The following is a 676-nucleotide window of genomic DNA, read 5'->3' on the forward strand; positions in this document are numbered from 1 at the left end:
CTTCGGCGTTGTAAGGTTAAGCCTCACGGTTCATTAGTATCGGTTAGCTCAACGCATCGCTGCGCTTACACACCCGACCTATCAACGTCGTCGTCTTCAACGTTCCTTCAGGACTCTCAAGGAGTCAGGGAGAACTCATCTCGGGGCAAGTTTCGTGCTTAGATGCTTTCAGCACTTATCTTTTCCGCATTTAGCTACCGGGCAGTGCCATTGGCATGACAACCCGAACACCAGTGATGCGTCCACTCCGGTCCTCTCGTACTAGGAGCAGCCCCCCTCAATTCTCCAGCGCCCACGGCAGATAGGGACCGAACTGTCTCACGACGTTCTAAACCCAGCTCGCGTACCACTTTAAATGGCGAACAGCCATACCCTTGGGACCTACTTCAGCCCCAGGATGTGATGAGCCGACATCGAGGTGCCAAACACCGCCGTCGATATGAACTCTTGGGCGGTATCAGCCTGTTATCCCCGGAGTACCTTTTATCCGTTGAGCGATGGCCCTTCCATTCAGAACCACCGGATCACTATGACCTGCTTTCGCACCTGCTCGAGCCGTCACTCTCGCAGTCAAGCTAGCTTATGCCATTGCACTAACCTCCTGATGTCCGACCAGGATTAGCTAACCTTCGTGCTCCTCCGTTACTCTTTGGGAGGAGACCGCCCCAGTCAAACT

Annotated in this window: 1 rRNA gene; it reads right to left on the reverse strand. The window is 54.1% G+C overall.

Features of this window, described 5'->3' with window-relative positions:
• Window positions 1-12: 12 nt before the first annotated feature.
• Window positions 13-676, reverse strand: a 23S ribosomal RNA gene (locus HMPREF3143_RS07220); the annotation flags it as partial.

Source organism: Enterobacter sp. HMSC16D10, from assembly GCF_001807145.1.
Taxonomy (GTDB): domain Bacteria; phylum Pseudomonadota; class Gammaproteobacteria; order Enterobacterales; family Enterobacteriaceae; genus Enterobacter; species Enterobacter roggenkampii.